Annotated in this window: 12 protein-coding genes and 1 pseudogene; 5 read left to right on the top strand and 8 right to left on the bottom strand. The window is 39.0% G+C overall.

Features of this window, described 5'->3' with window-relative positions:
* Nucleotides 1-31: 31 nt before the first annotated feature.
* Entirely contained in the window at nucleotides 32-1,267 is a 1,236-nt protein-coding gene (locus ATG66_RS03065; RefSeq protein ID WP_098413905.1) for an extracellular solute-binding protein, read from the bottom strand.
* A gap of 214 nt (nucleotides 1,268-1,481) precedes the next feature.
* Here ATG66_RS03065 and ATG66_RS03060 point away from each other — a divergent pair, with 214 nt between their 5' ends.
* The 3 genes from ATG66_RS03060 to ATG66_RS03050 all read left to right on the top strand — a co-directional run bounded on the left by ATG66_RS03060 (nucleotide 1,482) and on the right by ATG66_RS03050 (nucleotide 4,921).
* Nucleotides 1,482-2,585, top strand: a complete 1,104-nt coding sequence (locus ATG66_RS03060; protein ID WP_098413904.1) for an ABC transporter ATP-binding protein — start codon at nucleotides 1,482-1,484, stop codon at nucleotides 2,583-2,585.
* A gap of 78 nt (nucleotides 2,586-2,663) precedes the next feature.
* The gene (locus ATG66_RS03055) at nucleotides 2,664-3,671 is read left to right on the top strand and encodes a LacI family DNA-binding transcriptional regulator (protein ID WP_098413903.1); all 1,008 of its coding nucleotides are present in this window, start codon (nucleotides 2,664-2,666) and stop codon (nucleotides 3,669-3,671) included.
* A gap of 251 nt (nucleotides 3,672-3,922) precedes the next feature.
* Nucleotides 3,923-4,921 (top strand): glycoside hydrolase family 53 protein, encoded by a 999-nt coding sequence (locus tag ATG66_RS03050; protein ID WP_098413902.1) that lies wholly within the window; start codon nucleotides 3,923-3,925, stop codon nucleotides 4,919-4,921.
* A 196-nt stretch (nucleotides 4,922-5,117) separates the two neighbouring features.
* On the opposite strand, the pseudogene ATG66_RS03045 reads toward ATG66_RS03050, so the two are convergent.
* The 4 genes and pseudogenes from ATG66_RS03045 to ATG66_RS03025 all read right to left on the bottom strand — a co-directional run bounded on the left by ATG66_RS03045 (nucleotide 5,118) and on the right by ATG66_RS03025 (nucleotide 9,144).
* Nucleotides 5,118-6,053, bottom strand: a pseudogene (locus ATG66_RS03045) (IS5 family transposase).
* 265 nt (nucleotides 6,054-6,318) lie between these two features.
* The gene (locus tag ATG66_RS03035) at nucleotides 6,319-6,822 is read right to left on the bottom strand and encodes a hypothetical protein (RefSeq protein ID WP_025789587.1); all 504 of its coding nucleotides are present in this window, start codon (nucleotides 6,820-6,822) and stop codon (nucleotides 6,319-6,321) included.
* 26 nt (nucleotides 6,823-6,848) lie between these two features.
* Entirely contained in the window at nucleotides 6,849-7,484 is a 636-nt protein-coding gene (locus ATG66_RS03030) for a hypothetical protein (protein ID WP_025789588.1), read from the bottom strand.
* Nucleotides 7,485-8,316: 832 nt separating this feature from the next.
* Nucleotides 8,317-9,144 carry a hypothetical protein gene (locus tag ATG66_RS03025; protein ID WP_025789589.1) on the bottom strand — a complete coding sequence of 276 codons (828 nt, stop codon included), beginning with the start codon at nucleotides 9,142-9,144 and terminating at the stop codon, nucleotides 8,317-8,319.
* An 815-nt stretch (nucleotides 9,145-9,959) separates the two neighbouring features.
* Between ATG66_RS03025 and ATG66_RS03020 the strand changes: the two genes are divergently transcribed.
* Entirely contained in the window at nucleotides 9,960-12,587 is a 2,628-nt protein-coding gene (locus tag ATG66_RS03020; RefSeq protein WP_098413900.1) for an AAA family ATPase, read from the top strand.
* A gap of 237 nt (nucleotides 12,588-12,824) precedes the next feature.
* Nucleotides 12,825-13,826: a hypothetical protein gene (locus ATG66_RS03015; RefSeq protein WP_025789591.1), complete on the top strand. Its 1,002-nt coding sequence runs from the start codon at nucleotides 12,825-12,827 to the stop codon at nucleotides 13,824-13,826.
* A 230-nt stretch (nucleotides 13,827-14,056) separates the two neighbouring features.
* On the opposite strand, the gene ATG66_RS03010 is transcribed toward ATG66_RS03015, so the two are convergent.
* From ATG66_RS03010 to ATG66_RS03000, 3 genes are all read right to left on the bottom strand, one after another.
* Nucleotides 14,057-14,428 (bottom strand): HVO_A0114 family putative DNA-binding protein, encoded by a 372-nt coding sequence (locus ATG66_RS03010; RefSeq protein WP_098413899.1) that lies wholly within the window; start codon nucleotides 14,426-14,428, stop codon nucleotides 14,057-14,059.
* Nucleotides 14,429-14,552: 124 nt separating this feature from the next.
* A complete protein-coding gene (locus ATG66_RS03005) occupies nucleotides 14,553-14,750 on the bottom strand; it encodes a hypothetical protein (protein ID WP_098413898.1) in 198 nt (65 codons plus the stop codon).
* Between the two features lie 156 nt (nucleotides 14,751-14,906).
* The gene (locus ATG66_RS03000) at nucleotides 14,907-15,674 is read right to left on the bottom strand and encodes a hypothetical protein (RefSeq protein ID WP_098413897.1); all 768 of its coding nucleotides are present in this window, start codon (nucleotides 15,672-15,674) and stop codon (nucleotides 14,907-14,909) included.
* Nucleotides 15,675-15,742: the final 68 nt, after the last annotated feature.

Here is a 15,742-nt window from a genome sequence, read left to right as displayed (position 1 = left end):
CAATTGCTTTCGCCAGAACAATATCTTTGAATTATTGACCCATCATTGCGTGGTTAGCTTCGATTTGCATATTGATGCTGTCTACCGCAGAGTCGAGTGCACTTTTCGCATCTTGTTTATTCGTTGCGATCAATTGAAGTGCGCTGTTCGCAGGGCCCCACACTTCATTCATTTCTGGAATGGAAGGCATAGATGTAGCGTGAATGGATTGCATCGCCACTGCACTTGCACCTGGGTCAGTCTTGATAACAGGATCGTCCACCAATTTTGTCACTGCTGGAACCTCTCCAGTTAGCTCAAAGCGGCGCTTAGCATTGTCATAATTATTAACGAATGTAATAAACTCTTGCGCTAATGGCTTGTTTTTCGAGAAAGTGGAAATGCTATAACTCTTAACACCCATAAATGAACCCATTTGCTCACCAGACGGCAATTTTGGAAGAGGTGCTACACCGTAATTGATTCCTGCTTCTTTGTAAGGCTGGAGCGCCCAAGGACCGGTTTGAACAATCGCAGCTTTGCCCGACGTGAATAGTGAATCGATAGCATTAAGCCCGTTATTACCAATGATGCCTGTAGGGAATACTTTAGAGTCATAGAACTTCTGAATGAATTTTGCGCCTTCTACTGCCCCTGGAGTATTCAGTAATATTTTATTAGGATCGTACGAACCGTCGGCTTTTTTAGCGAAAACATCCCCCCCCATACCGTTTAAAATTCCGTAGGTGTAATAAAGCTCATCCCATTTTGCTAGCAAACCGTATTTATTTTCTTCGCGAAACTTCTTAGACAGCTCAAATATTTCGTCCATCGTTTCTGGCAGCTCAGCAATAAGATCTTTGTTGTAAACCATAAATACGGTTTCAACGGATTTTGGCAAGCCGTATAGCACACCATTGTAAGTCAATGCGTTAATAGAAGATTGACTAAATGTATCGGTAACGGCTTTATCGACCTGAACTGGAGCAAGTAAACCTTGGATAACCGCCCCACCAATCTGATCATGTGGGATCAAGACGACGTCAGGGCCAGTACCTGCTGGGCCATCCATGCGCAGTGATTCGACCTGACCGCCATATGGCATTTCAAGCACATTCACTTTCACATCATGTTTCTTTTCAAACGCTGCGACCGCCTCTTTATTACCCAAAGACTTTTGAATGTCTTCCCAGACTAATAAGGACTGCTGCGCTAACGCCATTGGCGAACAAAATAGAGCGGTAACTGCAAGAGCAGATAGTTTTTTACTAAATTTATTGCTATCCATAAAATTTCACGCCTTTCGTTTTGGTAAAAATAAAATTTATGGTGCAAATATGCTCCTTTGTGTTATTTTTTCCATACGGGCTATTCATCGATGTGATTTAAATCACTAAAGCTAGCAGTTATTGTGATGAATCAGACAAGTGAAAATAAAATTTACTAAATAAAAATCGAATTAGATCACACACTTTATTTATTATCATTTAAGAGGAATTAAAATGTCTTCGATCCAATTATCCAATGTCGTAAAACGTTTTGACGATACCCAAACCATTTACAACGTAAACTTGTCGATAGAAGAAGGTGAGTTTGTGGTATTTGTTGGTCCATCGGGCTGCGGAAAATCAACGCTCTTGCGTATGATTGCAGGCCTAGAAAACATCAGTGATGGAGCAATATCTATTTCGGGAAATGTCGTTAACGACACTCCACCATCAGAACGAGGGGTTGCTATGGTATTCCAGTCTTATGCTCTATACCCCCATATGACTGTTGCAGAAAATATGGGGTACTCACTAAAAGTAAACAAAGTTCCAAAAGAAGAGCGAGATAAAAAAGTACAGCTGGTTGGTAAAGCACTACAGTTAGAACATCTACTTGATCGTAAACCAGCCCAACTGTCAGGCGGGCAACGTCAGCGCGTTGCTATCGGTCGTGCTATCGTGAGAGATCCTAAAGTATTTTTATTTGATGAACCTCTATCCAACCTTGATGCAGAATTACGCGTAGATATGCGTCTGCATATAGCAAAGCTACACCAAGAGCTTAAATCAACCATGGTCTATGTAACGCACGATCAAGTGGAAGCCATGACATTAGCGGATAAAATCGTCGTACTTCGTGATGGGAAAGTTGAGCAAGTTGGCTCACCAATGGATCTGTACCATAACCCTATTAACAGATTTGTTGCTGGATTTATTGGTTCACCTAAAATGAATTTTCTTCCTTGTACCGTTGAAGCGTGGGATGAAAACAGCTTAACAGTGAGTCTAGATGTAGGCCGCTCAATAACCTTACCAATAAAAACAGTTAAGATTGAACCAGGCAAAGCACTGACGTTGGGTATTAGACCTGAACACCTCACGAACAATCCAGATATGATCACACTCACATTCCAATGTGAAGTGGTTGAGAGATTGGGAGGCATGACCTACATCTTTGGCCAATGTGGCGGCGTGGATGACTTCAAATACCTTCATCATGGGGACACTCAAGTACAGCCAGGTGAGTCAATTTCGCTATTTACATCACCTTCCCATTTACACATTTTTGAACCTGATGGAAACGTCATTACATTTGATTCTGTACAATCAACGCATTAACGTTTTAACGCCAAAGAGCATTCAAAATGCTCTTTGGCATGATAGAGCCGTCCACTAAATATAATATAGGGTAATCTTTTGGCTACACTTAAAGACATTGCACAAAGAGCTAATATTTCTACTTCTACTATTTCTCGCTTTCTTAACGAAGACCCTACTTTGTCTGTAAGTGAAGACAAAAAGCGTGCTATTTTGGAGGCAGTCGAGTCTCTTGGCTATCAATCCCCTAAACGCAGTAAAAAACAGTTTGTTCATCATGAAGTAACCAAAACGAACGAGCCAGTTGGCATACGTGATGTTGTTATGTTGAACTTTTTGACTCCCACACAGGAAATAGACGACCCGTATTTCACTTCGATTCGTGCTGGCATTCAAAATCGTTGCTTAGAAAAAGGCATCGATTTAAAAACAATCCATCTAGACCAGATTGATACCAATATAAATCTAATAGAAAACGCTCCAGCCGTCATTGCAGTCGGACATTTCTCCAAACATATTGTAGATACCATATATCAAGCTAACCACAATATCATATTTGTTGACTCGAACCCTTTAGGTAGCAAAACCGATGCGGTCTTAATTGACAGATTGGCGTTGTCCAATGACGTTATGCAAAATGTACTGAAAAGCCGTTGTAAACGACCTGCTTTTATTGGCAATAACGAGGAGCGCTTACATACTTTTCGTAAAGTAACCAAAGAAAACGGCTTGTATCACGATGCGCTATGTAAAGTGAGTAAAGAGTATTGCATCGAGTCGGGATACCAAGCAATGAAAGAAATGCTACAACTCGATGAACTTCCAGACGTGGTCTACGCCGCGACAGATATGGTGGCCGTTGGTGTTTATCGAGCCATTTATGAAGCTGGGTTAACCATTCCAACCGATATACAAGTCATCGGCACCAATGATATCTCGTCAGCCCGACATATGAGTCCAAGCCTGACAACAATGCGACTGTTCCCGTTTGAAATGGGAGAAGTAGCAATTGATATGTTTATTGAAAAAATGGAAGGTAGAAAATACAAAAAAACGGTTTTATTTGGTCATGAATTCATATGGCGAGACAGCTTTAAAATTAACTAACTGCGAACTAATTTATGATTCTTCAATACCTCACGAATGATAAAATTGACTTGATAATTTTGTAGATGGGTCATAATCACAATTATCTAAGTAAATTTACTTAGATAATTTATCCACAATCACAACTACGTAAATTACCTTATAAAAATAATCACTAACACTTTTATACATAACCTCAACACTAAGATTCGTTGCTATATTATTTACGTTTAAAAACAATCAAAACGTGAATATATAAAAACGGAGAAACGATGAATAATACGCTAAAAACCCTAGCTATCTTCGGCTCATTAGTGGCCTCAAACTATTCTCACGCTTTTATTAAAGGTGCGGATATTAGTTGGATAACTCAGATGGAAGACAGTGGCTACGAGTTCTACAACGATTGGGGCTATCGACAAGATGTCCTTTCAATATTACGAGACCATGGCATGAACGCAGTACGTCTTCGTGTCTGGGTTAATCCCAGTGATGGTTATTACAGCTCACTGGATGATGTAATTGTCAAAGCTCAGTGGGCCAAAGACGCGAATATGGATGTGATGATTGATTTCCACTATAGCGACACTTGGGCCGATCCAGGAAATCAATGGAAACCCGCAGCATGGCAACAACTGAGCTTTGAAGATTTAATGGGACAAGTATGGTCTTACACTAGAGACTCGCTCAACACCTTAAAAGCTGCAGGTATAACACCAAAATGGATTCAAGTCGGTAATGAAACCAATAACGGAATGCTATGGAATGAAGGAATGGCTTCAAGCAATATGCGTAACTATGCCTGGTTGTTTAATGGCGGACGCAACGCAGCCAAAGAAGTATTCCCAGATGCCAAGGTCATTGTCCATTTAGCAAACTGTCACGACAATGCTAATTTCCGATGGATTCTTGATGGCTTACAATCCAACAGTGCTTGGTGGGATGTTATTGGCGCATCGTCCTATCCCAAGAATGCTACTGGCCTTACTTGGCAAGAAGCAAACAATCAATGCCTCTCTAATCTCAATGACATGGTCGAACGCTACGGAACGGAAGTGATGATCACTGAAATTGGCGTGCCTTGGGATGAGCCTCAAGCAAAGACTATCGTTGCCGATATGATCCAAAAAGTACGTAATGTTAATCAAGATAAAGGCATTGGGATTTTCTATTGGGAGCCACAGGCATATAGTTGGCAAGGTTATACGTTGGGTGCATGGGATCCAAATACGCGCCAGCCTACTCAAGCTCTTGATGCCTTTCTTGAATGAGTAAAAACATAAAATATTTTTCAAGCCCCTCTTTGATTAGAGGGGCATATTCGAAAGAACAAACTTAAATTAATAATTGTTTCTATAACGCTTTCCACACTGACAATATCATTTCATCATAAGATGATTTTTTAGTAGATCCAGAGTATCTAAAGTCAGTTTTTGATGATGTTGCGGGCTTTGTTGCGTAATTCGGTCAGAGAACCAAACTGCCTGAAATTGAGCAATTAACACACTGCGTTTCAAGTATACCAAGCCCTGTAAGTTTGTTCAGCGCTTTAATCATAGCGTATGAGCATTGTAGTTTCTCAGGCTTAACCGGTCACCTAACAACTGCTTCACTCGATACATTGCTGTCTCTTATAGTGAGCATTTATGATAGCCGTACCACTTTTTCCACTTACTGTTGGCTCCGTAGAGCTTCTGGCAACCTACCGCTAAATTCCTAGGGTGACCATTCTCCCAGAAGGCTGCCTTTTCTCTTGGTGGGATTCGTGGAACAGCTCGCTTGATCCGTATGGCATCGTGGCAATCCCTTGTGTCATAAGCGCAATCACCAGATATCTCAATAATTCTTCGGCGTGTTTGCTTGAGCAAGTTAGAAAAGACTTCTACATCGGTAACATTAGATAAACTCAGTTCTGCCGCGACGATTTCGTGAGTGCTGGTGTCTACCGCTAAATGCAACTTTCTCCAGACTCTACGCTTCCCGTCAGTACCATGCTTCTTGACCTTCAATTCACCTTCGCCATAAACCTGAGGCCTGTTGCATCGATGGCTAGATGCTGTGTATTACCACTCTAGTCTTTGGTTTAAATAAAACCTCGACTTGCTTAGTTCTTCGACTGATACAACTGTAATGTGGACAGACTATAGGAACGTTAGCCAATGAAAAAACAGAATCGATAAACCCTTGCAATGCTCTCAACGACATTGAGAAAACTCGTTTCATCATAAGCGCAGTGGTAATGGCTAAGTCGCCGAACTGACGAGGTCTACCACGTTTACCTTGTTTACTCTGCTTCCACTTGTGAATAGCTTCTTCATCCATCCAGAATGTCAGAGAACCACTATTAATAAGCGATAGATTGTATTGATTCCAATTAGTGGTTTTGTAGCGAGGTTTCGGCATTAGGCTAAGTTATTGGATAAACATAGTGGATCAGATCTTAGCTTATCGATTTTGTTGGATCATGGCGTTGAAGGCAACACTGTCATACAAATGAGCAAAAAGGAGAAAGGCACATTTTATATCACAAATGATGGTGGGTTGATTTTTTGGTGGTCAAGGAAAGGCTGGATTGCACAAAGTAAAACTTTGATCTAGCTAAAAAAGCAAGCTGCGTCTAGACTTTGAGGGAGGTAGCTTGCTCTCTAACGATTGAGCTGAAAAATTATTAAACACTCATTGCGATATCTAGCCAATACGAGTATTGCTCATCTGACTCAAATTCATTAGGTGACACATGACAGTCAATTTCCAGTCCATTCTGGAAGACTAGAAATCCACAATCACAACCAAAAGCATATTGGTCAGCAAATTTTACTTTAAAGCGGATTTCACGGTACTTCTCTGATAGCGCGATGAATATTGGGTATGGCATATTATTAAAGGAAATAAAGCTAATTCTACCGTAAACATATTCATATTTTTCCTCAAGCTTGAATTCACTGTGCCAAGCGTTCCATTTTGAGTACCAATGTTTATAATTCCAATCACTGTCTTGCTCAACATGACAAGAACTATTCTTTCCTTCCAAAACCTTTAGATACTCAGGGCTAGGAATTAACCTATTAAAATCTAACTCATTATTTTCATTACTAATGCACTCAATAATGGAACTTGCATGAGCAAGATCTTCAGTTTTAAATTCGATAATATTTATTATGCGATTTGACATTATTTTTACTCTTATTTATGAATCATTTATATGGTTTTAACTTGAAATTTTTTGTCTTCATAAATATTGAGTAAATCCACTGGGATCTTTAGCCTTAAAGTCGCGCCTTCACTCAAGACGGTTGTCCATCGTTTTTTTGAGCCACCCGAAGTACAATAGCCCGATAGTAATGCAATCCCAGTTTCAATTCGAGCACCTGAATCACGACTAAATGCTTTACAAACAGGATACCCAAGAAACTCTATCGCCTTGCCATGCTCTTGTATTTCCTCGATAGCCTCAATCTCAATCGTAATGAGATCGCTATTGAAGGTTTGATCGAGTTCTTCAACTTCTTTTTCTACAATACTTGAAAATATCCAAGCGCCCTGAGATTTATCCCAAGTACCGCCGAGTTTACGGCACTCTTCAATCAACAGTGTGTTATATGCTGATTTTAAAGAACAAATGCCTAATTTAGTTTGTTCTTCTACGTTTGCTGCTAACTTATAAATCAGATCAGTCCCATACTTTGAGCGAACTGAGATATCTATAACAGCAAGAAAATGCTCACCTAACTCTAAGTCTTTTGAGCACTCGTCGATCAAAATCTTACAAGATTTATTATTGTCTGTTGTCGCAGCAAAGTACTTTCTGTTCTTTTTAATTACATTGAAATTCATAATATTTACTCCATTTATTGACTAGTAATACCCTCCTTCTCACCGCTAGGGTGACGAATGTTTTTAATATAGTTTCATTTGTTTAACTCAATCTTTACGCAAGTAGAGATAGAGAGTTTTCAGGTATATTAAAACCAATAAAAACTGCCCAGTCAACCACTATTTACATTAAAAACAATGACTTACATTTACTTTTAAGCTTGTTTATATCTAATAAGAAACATGGACTAGTGGGAGGAAACCTCTTTACCCCCTATCGGGGGTAAAAGCCGACTTACCCTCTAGAGGGGGTAAATTGCACTATAAACTTTGGTTTGATTAAAACTATTCAATTATTGACCAATGCACTGTGTAAACAGTGCTCGTTCACGGGAAGCGGCTCTCGCCGCAGATTACAAATGACCGATTTGCTTGGCTGTGACTTAAGGCACTCTTAAAGGTCGTCAATCACGGGGGCAAACTATTCGTTATGGCTGCTTAAAGGATAGCTTTGACCGAAACAATGATATGGTGCTTCGTGCTTTGGCCTGCGCACCATATGTATCACGGCGTAGCTCTTGAACTCTAGGATGAGAAAAGGATGAAACAACGGATTTGGGGACTGAGACTGTATGCCTAACAGCACAAGGGTTATCGCCGAAATAGGCAATGCGGCGTCAGATGATATCGCCGCAATTTACGACCCCGCAGGGTCGATTTACCGAAGAATAGGTGCTAGCTTTTAGCAGTATATGAATCCTGGTTTGATTCAATTCATAGTGAATGACTTTAGCTTTATTACTAGTACTGATAGTAACTAATTATATACTTCTAAACATGCTCTTTTAGAAAATCACCAATCATTATCTGGTTTATCCATGTGTTGGTATATGTTTAGAGCATAATTCCAATCATTCCATTGCAATCGTTTACCGTTTAGATTCATACACTCATCTAGAAATTCATTATAGTCGTCGTTACTCGCGAAAAGTTTGAAGCGGTTAATTCGTAACTCTGCTCTTGCTCGATTATCAACAGCCACTAAAACAATTTGTTCTCCATTGACAGCTTTATAGTTTTCTAAACGGATGTCATTGCCTACACCGCAACCCGCTACCTGGAAATCATAATCCTCAACGTCAAGGCCCGTTCTCTCCTCAAGCAATGCTTCAAAAGTATACTCCTCAGAAAACCCCATCTCTGCTGCTTCTATAACTTTTTCAAAGAACTCTGTCATTGTTTCTTCAGTATATGAACTGAATACTGTAAGGTTATCATAGTCAGAAATTAAACAATTCTGGTGATCTAAATCTAGGGCTGAAACTTGGCAATCAGATGAGAATTCTCCATCGTATAATTGAACAAATAGGTCACCAGACCACTGATGCTCTTCACTCTGTATACTAGCTGTTACAATGGCGTTAAATCCGTCTCCATAATCCCAGGGAAAAGCCTCTTGAAAGTGAGTAATAATCTTAACTCTTTCTGTATCAATATCTTCTCTATCAATGGGACTTGAAGCCAACTTTACTGTGTCAATAAAGTCGTTATTAGAGTTCGATACGATTTCTCTTACGCCCTCTTTCACATCATCAGTGATGCGCTGATCAGTTTTATTCGCAACTATAGGTTTTGCTGAGTCACATAGATCACGGATAAGTTTGTTTTTTTGTTTAACCATTTTTATTTCTCCATTTATATACTAGTAAAGTCCTCCCTTCACCTCTAAGGTGATGAATTATTTGATATTATTTAGTTTATTTAACTCAATCTTTATGCAAATTGAGATAGAGAGCATTCATTTTCATTAGAACTCACCAAAAGCATTATGTCAATGAATTATTACTATAAAATACAATAACTTAAGTAACATAAAGTATTTACTTTTGACTTCATTTATATATAAAAAGAAAAACGAAATCCTTGAAAAGGAACGGTCTTACCCCTTATCGGGGGTAAACGACAGACTACCCTCTATAAAGGGTAAAGATGGTTTGTTGACTATGAATTAAACATCGATTGATGCACTGCGAAAGCAGTGCTGATTATGAGCGGCTCGCGCCGCAGGAGTCGAATGAATAGGTTTTGTGGTGCTGATCAATACTGGACTCTAAGTTAAGCAACTTTTGATGCTTTTATCCAGAACCGTGCTGAGGGAGGATCTGATCTGCTCCAGCCAGACTGGACACTCAACTAAACGAGTTTCCCATATCTAAGTTAAATCATTGATTACTAATATAACAAGACATATAACAAAGAAATGTCCAGCACTTTCACAGTTGGCACTTCTTAACACAGAAGTGCCCAAACTGTGTTACGCTCGAGAGAGCAGCATTCATTCTTAGCTCATAATCGCATAAATAAAATTTATGATCGAGGCAAAGGCAAGACCTGCCCCCTCCCTGTTTGATTGCAACGTTAGTGAACTTTGGAGCAGTTAGAACAGATTTAAAACTAAAAATAGCTAACCTGTGATCGGTTTGGTAGGGAATAGTAATGATAAAAAATGAATATTTGCGCTTTTTGCAAACATTGAATGCCGAGGAGGTGTCAGCAGGCGTACGAAAAGTTGCAAATCTTGTTTTTGCGCACTTTGAAGAGGTTTATCCATTAGGCACGACACAAGGCAAACGAGTCAAGAAAGTTGCTAGCCTAGCATCAAATCAGTGGGCTAACCTTTCAGATGCCATTGCAGAAGTTACATACGAGACTGGTAACGCTGGCAAAATGTTCAAGCAGCTAAAGTCTATTGAAATTGGTCCTTTTCGTGGTTTTGCCAAAAAAGAGTCTTTGAGCCTACACAGTCTGCTTGTTTTGATTTACGGGCCAAATGGTACAGGTAAATCAAGTTTCTGCGAGGCGTTAGAGTATGGTTTGCTAGGTGCTGTTGAAGAAGCGCAAAATAAGCGGTTCCGTAATCAGGATGATTACCTGAAAAATGCTCATACCAACTCATTTAGTCCACCACAGATCTTGGGTGTTGATCATCAAGGAAATGATGTAGTACTCCAACCTGACGAATCTTTATATCGCTTCTGTTTTGTAGAAAAGAACAGAATTGATAGCTTTTCTCGCATTGCAGCGCAGGCACCAGCTAAACAAATGGAGCTGATATCAACACTGTTTGGGTTAGATTCATTTAATGAATTCGTAAAAAACTTTTCACCAGAAATCGATGGTAAGTATATTGATTTAGTTGGTGAAAAATCAGTTCAGTTGAACCTTAAGCGACAGACTCTTGTTGGACATCAACAACAAATAGAACAAAACAACACCAACTTGAAGCAGCTTGGTGGTGAAGAGGCTGCGCTGGCACAACAATATCGTCTAGGCTGTACTTATAATCAAATGATGATAGAGCTAAACGGTGACGATCAAAACCCTGGGCTAATTAGTAAATTGGAAACTGATTTGCAACAGCCAGTATATGCGAAAAGCGGCTTGACCCAAGCTAGGCTTGCTATTATTCGAAGTGAAATCAATACAAACCTTGCTAACTACAATGCTAGCCAACAAGAATTGGTTAATGCCAGTCAGCAAGTATCATTTAAGCAGTTGTATGAATCAGTATCTAAATTACAAGCGAATAGCCCTGATAAGTGCCCAGCCTGTAAAACTCCATTGACACAGACAGCCCTGAATCCTTATGCACATGCAGACGAAGAGCTGCAAAAGCTACAGCATCTTGCAGTTTTACAAGCTAAATCCCAAGAATACTATCAGAGCCTTAATCAGTCATTGGCGGAACTATCACAAGTCATTAATGTTTCCTGTGATCGTTTAACAGCTAACCCTCTTCATAAGTTTAGACTTGCCTCTAACATCCAGCCTACAATTAAGTGGTTTAACTCAATGCTTCAACCGTCGCAAGGTGGTTATACGGCTTGGCAACATCTGGAAGCGCAAGTACAACAATTGGAGCAAAGCGATGCCGCAATTGAACAACAAGTCCAAGTTAGAACGGCGAAGCAGCAGGAACTGAATAGACTACGTGGTTTTGCGAAGAGCATAACTGTATTACAAACACGCCGCCAAACAGCTCAAACAACATTTGAAAAAGCAACTCAAGCAATTGCTAGTTTTGATCAGGAGAATGCAGAGTTAATCTCTAGTGTTGAGGGTGAAAAACATGTGGTTGCACGAAATAAGGAAATCGTTAGTGCCTACGCATCCTTTGTAGAGAAGCTTAATGCGTATAAAAATGCTTTGCCAGTTAAGCTAGTTGCTGATTTGAGTGAAAAAGTAACGGAGCTATACAATGCATTCAATCGCTATGATTCTCCAAACGATAAGCTAGCGGCAGTTCAGTTACCACTTGGACAAAACCAACGCTTGAAGATTTCTTTCCAAGCAGAGCCTGAGAAACACTTCGACGCTTTACATGTACTCAGTGAAGGTCACATTCGCTGTTTAGGTTTAGCGATATTGCTTGCCAAAAACATCAAAACGGATTGTCCGCTGTTGATCTTCGATGATCCAGTTAATGCAATCGATGACGAACATAGACAAGCAATCAGAGAAACTTTATTTAAAGATGAGTTCTTCAATGCCAAGCAAATTATTATGGCGTGCCATGGTGAGGAGTTTTTTAAAGATACACATCAAACGATAGGTTCAAAAGCAGCTAAAAGCGCGGAATCCTACATCTTTATGCCTCAAAAAGGTGAACGACACGTTCAAGTGCTTTCTCTTCAGCGCCCTAAAAACTATGTTTTGGCAGCTTCTGAGTTATATGCGCAAGCTGAATATCGAGATGCTTTAATGTCATCTCGTAGAGCTTTGGAACACCTTTGTGAAAAGGCATGGCTACACTATGGAAAGCATTGTGACAATACAGATAAACCAATCAGTGTTTCTAGGCGTACTCCCCATGCACCTTGGGACTTAAGAGCTTTAGCTGATAACTTGCGCTCTAAATTAAACAAGTCCAAAGCAGCTATACCAAATAAAGCAGATATTGTTGTTGCATTAGATTCTTTACTTGGAGTTGGCGGTCAAGATCCACACTGGGTCTACTTGAACAAGGGCACACACGAAGAAACAGATCGAGTCGAGTTTGAGAATGGAACAGTCGGAACAATTGTTTCATCACTTGATGCTCTTGATAAAGCACTAGAAGTATAGAAATGTGAAAATGGGATCAGGTTTTGTTTTTGCCCAATCTGATCTTCTTCGAGTGTTCGTTATCTCTTAAAAATCCAAACTCGGAATTGTCCAGAACCTTAATAGTTGGCACTTTGTAACTAAAAAGTGCCCTACTTCGACTTAGGGTAGATGTTCTTCACTAAACTAACGTGTTCATCTAGACTAAGATTTTCTAATGTCTGATTTTGATATCTCGGCGTATTATCAGGAAGTGAAATGAACAAGAACCTAGTGAATATCTCATTGGAAGAGCAACAAGCTCAACTCGAAAGTCGCAAACACTACACATTCTTCAAAGATGGTTACATTGATGGTTATAGCTTTGCTTTTGGGCTGTTCGAATCACTATGGTTAGATGGTTTTGATGTAAAGAACCCTACAGATCTGCTCAATGCACTGTGTTTACTCATTGAAAATGAGCATGTAGAACAAAAGAAAGTCTTTGAAACTCATATTAATGATATGACCCCAGAAGCCTACGCAATGTATCCAGAAGGGAAAACGATTCTATTCCATTGCACATTCTTTCTTCATAATATACACAATTATATTTCCCATATCGGAGAGCGAGTTATTCAAATCCCAAGAACCGAAAAGGATATGCTTTATTCTTGGTGGTTAAAGCGTGAGAACGTCTATACATACACATATCTTGATACCTTTATGAAACAATTCACCGAGATCTTGGATTCTATGCCAAGCTTTAGGCCTATGGTGATGAATTTGCACATCTCAAGACACATCCCAGATGAAGAGTTTTCTGCTTATTCAACGATCATCAAGAAAGAAGAGCGCTCTAAGCACATTGTTGAGCGTATCAACGAGGCCATAAACCAAGAATTTTATCTCGAAGCAATCGCTCTTGAAGAAAGTTGCATTTCAGACCGTTTATCGTTGGTTTTGTACTTGAAAGGGCAAAAAGCAGGGACAAAGAGCTTTGCAAAGCTCACAGAACTGTGTGATGAGTTTTTACCCAAGAATCTTAAGCGTGATGTGGACTCGTGGCGTAAAGAGCGAAATAGATCGATTCATAACTTAGTAAGGTCTTCACCTCTTGAAGAGATGATCGACCTTGAAGAGCTTGACTTACTTTCGGTATATACGGCCAAGAAAGGGTTGAAGTTACTTGATGATGTAAATATTTGGTTTGAAGAATTCATTCTTTCTGAGATGAACCCGTTCTGTTTGCGATTACAAGAAGAAGTAACCCTGAACTAGATTTGATGTTCTTGCACAACTAATTTTAGCTCCCCCTTTAGAAACGGGAGATTCGTATTTCGGTGATTTCGATCGCGTTTACGTTGTTTTTCAAGCAAGTCGCCATATTTTTACAATTTAGTAACGTAAACGATTGCTCTCTGCACACGTTTCAGGGATCGAATACACCTCATCGATATAACGCCAGTCTCACGTCTGCGCACCAACTCCATGTATTAAAAATTGATGAGCTATAGAAGCAGATCTTCCAGTTCTTTACCCATGAGGACCTCAAAAGATGTATAAATTGCAGTAAGACGCTCTTCGTTTCCACATCTATCAATACGAACAAAACCTTTAGCTGCAATCTCATCAATAGAAATCGAAAGCTCTTCGACACTGCGACCTGTTATCTCAGATAACTTCCCTACACTATTTGACCTCTCATAAGCCATCATATTCAAGAGCTTAATATTATCGTTAGTTAAAACCTGTGACAGCTCTGTTAAAGATGCAAACCAGAATTGAGGCATATCTTCCACATGGTTTAATTTACCAGCTGCAACATCCAATATATACTTGCGAACGAGTTCTTCCGAGGCGATTCCGATTCTAGCTTTCATAGTTTATCCAGTTAATAAATATATAACAACTTTCTTTAAATCAAAGGGAAACTAGTGATAATAATGATAAATTACAGCAAATTTATCAAACCTTAATATCAAATTTCTTTAAACCACGCTCTCATTATTCACTACTTTGATGAAGCGCAATAATCTTAAGAGCATCAGCTGTAATATTAATTGCTTTAGAGCCTGATGGTATATCCATCTTATCTTGATATTGCACCCAAACTTCGCCGTTTTTAGATATGCGGATCATTGCGAATGTGTCGTTAAGAAAGGACTTATTAACGCCAAGCTGTTTATGAATATCATCCATCATAATCATCCCTATTAAATATTGACAGAAGAGTATGAGTTAATACTAATCCATCATTTTTTGAAAAACAATCCTATTCATCCACTAGATTCCAAAATGTACATTCGCATAAAATGTAAAAAGCCAGATCTTTGATCTGGCAGATATCAATGAGCTTTATTAAAGACTGGAACACAAAGACTCTAATACCTTTCTTTCAGTGCTTAATTTTTTAACTCTATTACCAGTCTCAAAACTGTCTATTTTACTCATGTGTTTAACAAAACGATCAGCATTTGCTTTACTTGAGATTTTGAAGTTAGATAAATGATTGTAAGTCTTAATTTTATCAGTTAATTTCTTATCATAGAAAAGCATATTCTGAAAAAGAATATCAGGCATAACGTATGCGTCTAATACTTGTTTAATTCTGTACATTGACTGATACAGATCTTGTGCTTCTACAGCACTCAAAATACCATCTAAAGCAAGCTTTTCAACAATATCTGCAACGTCATGGATTGGCTTTGATATCTTTGCCGCCTCTTTCTTAATTCCAGCTCTGTCAATCTCGAAATAACCACGGCATTCATTCACTTTTGCTTTTTGATATATTCCGTAATAGTATTTATGCTTAGCTAAAAATTTCTCATATGCACCTCGAGTAATCTCGAACTCCCCCGACTTCACACATTCAGAAGCATTGTTAGTTACAAATTCTTCAAATGTATACTTGGGGTACTCATCAATACGTTTTTGAGCAACATTAATCACCATTGTCATTGGAGGTCTATTTCTAGAATCTTCATTATTTATCTTTATATTTAATCGAAGATAAAGAGTCATACCTTTTCTATGTCGGTACGGCGTATAATACATACCATCATTATTTTTGTTATATCTTTCTTTATCGACTGCTACATTAATTGCATCTGCGTTGTTGGCCATAATTAAAACCTTATCATTTATTTTTATCTTTAATTATAAATTACCAGTTAATTAATAATAAGTAAACT

It is taken from the genome of Vibrio sp. ES.051, from assembly GCF_002563795.1.
Taxonomy (GTDB): Bacteria; Pseudomonadota; Gammaproteobacteria; order Enterobacterales; family Vibrionaceae; genus Vibrio.
Note: the sequence above shows the minus strand (reverse complement) of the source record. Positions and strands in the feature narration are given on the sequence as shown.

What these genes read in the sequence shown, in the direction of transcription:
- ATG66_RS03035 (WP_025789587.1), bottom strand. Translation starts at nt 6,822, where the DNA reads ATGTCAAATCGCATAATAAATATTATCGAATTTAAAACTGAAGATCTT.
- ATG66_RS03060 (WP_098413904.1), top strand. Translation starts at nt 1,482, where the DNA reads ATGTCTTCGATCCAATTATCCAATGTCGTAAAACGTTTTGACGATACC.
- ATG66_RS03005 (WP_098413898.1), bottom strand. Translation starts at nt 14,750, where the DNA reads ATGATGGATGATATTCATAAACAGCTTGGCGTTAATAAGTCCTTTCTT.
- ATG66_RS03015 (WP_025789591.1), top strand. Translation starts at nt 12,825, where the DNA reads ATGAACAAGAACCTAGTGAATATCTCATTGGAAGAGCAACAAGCTCAA.
- ATG66_RS03065 (WP_098413905.1), bottom strand. Translation starts at nt 1,267, where the DNA reads ATGGATAGCAATAAATTTAGTAAAAAACTATCTGCTCTTGCAGTTACC.
- ATG66_RS03030 (WP_025789588.1), bottom strand. Translation starts at nt 7,484, where the DNA reads ATGAATTTCAATGTAATTAAAAAGAACAGAAAGTACTTTGCTGCGACA.
- ATG66_RS03000 (WP_098413897.1), bottom strand. Translation starts at nt 15,674, where the DNA reads ATGGCCAACAACGCAGATGCAATTAATGTAGCAGTCGATAAAGAAAGA.
- ATG66_RS03010 (WP_098413899.1), bottom strand. Translation starts at nt 14,428, where the DNA reads ATGAAAGCTAGAATCGGAATCGCCTCGGAAGAACTCGTTCGCAAGTAT.
- ATG66_RS03050 (WP_098413902.1), top strand. Translation starts at nt 3,923, where the DNA reads ATGAATAATACGCTAAAAACCCTAGCTATCTTCGGCTCATTAGTGGCC.
- ATG66_RS03020 (WP_098413900.1), top strand. Translation starts at nt 9,960, where the DNA reads ATGATAAAAAATGAATATTTGCGCTTTTTGCAAACATTGAATGCCGAG.
- ATG66_RS03025 (WP_025789589.1), bottom strand. Translation starts at nt 9,144, where the DNA reads ATGGTTAAACAAAAAAACAAACTTATCCGTGATCTATGTGACTCAGCA.